Source organism: Oceanospirillum linum (assembly GCF_001995095.2).
Lineage (GTDB): Bacteria > Pseudomonadota > Gammaproteobacteria > Pseudomonadales > Halomonadaceae > Oceanospirillum > Oceanospirillum linum.
Genome location: NZ_MTSD02000023.1, coordinates 1 through 819 on the forward strand (window position 1 = coordinate 1; position 819 = coordinate 819).

The 819-nt window shown below is 36.5% G+C and carries 2 protein-coding genes; both read right to left on the bottom strand.

The genetic code is table 11. The features are described from left to right. The coding region (locus tag BTA35_RS18520) for a hypothetical protein (RefSeq protein WP_238377623.1) at positions 1–188 on the bottom strand (188 nt) is incomplete at its 3' end. Between the two features lie 262 nt (positions 189–450). Continuing rightward, on the bottom strand, positions 451–819 hold a 369-nt coding region (locus BTA35_RS17990; protein WP_202931293.1), incomplete at its 5' end, for a hypothetical protein.

The following is an 819-nucleotide window of genomic DNA, read 5'->3' on the forward strand; positions in this document are numbered from 1 at the left end:
GTTTTGTTCTGTCCACCAAATCGCCAAAACCCTTGAGCCACATAGGATTGAGCCACGGACGTTTTTACCCTATTTTGTTCCAAAAACTGATTGAACGCTGAATTGTTTGTAATTTCTATACAATTCCAATTAAATTTTAATAAAACTAATTGCTTTTTAAGAAAACTAGTCATTTTCTCATTTTTCATTCTTCCAACGGCCAACCTTGTAACTTTGAAAGAATGAAATAGCCCTGAATAGCTCTAAAATGCTCTCATTTGCGTTCTGAGACGTTTTAGATAGTTTCTAGGTTGATTATACCTAAAATGGTTAAAATGGCTTAGAGACGATTTTAAGAGTGTTTTAGAATGTATGAACATTTCAAGGGTACTGCAAAGCCCCTTGTAACTAGTAAACTAGTCGCAAAGGGCTTAGAAAGCATTATATAACTTTGTATTACATTTCATGTAATTACTTCAAATTTTCATTCAACCATTTCAACTCTTGTTCTTTATCTGTTTTAGCGTCATATCCGACTGGAACAAAGTAGCGCCCACGGTTTGAACCATTGGGTAACCACGTCAGCTTGCTTTCAAGGTTGAGTAGCTGTCTGATAGTTTCAGTCAATCTAATCTTGGCTAGTGGTTTTTCGCAAGCGTCATCACACCATTGTTCGTAACTCGTATAAATGTCTGAAATAGTTCGCCATCTTATTTCTGACTCGGGTGTATCTTCAAGGAACATGATTGTATTGTTGTTGTTTCTGTGATATTCGGTTTGTGCTTCGTTTAGCATTTCACTTTTGGTAAACTCGCCGTTTTCCCACAATCTCTCGTATGC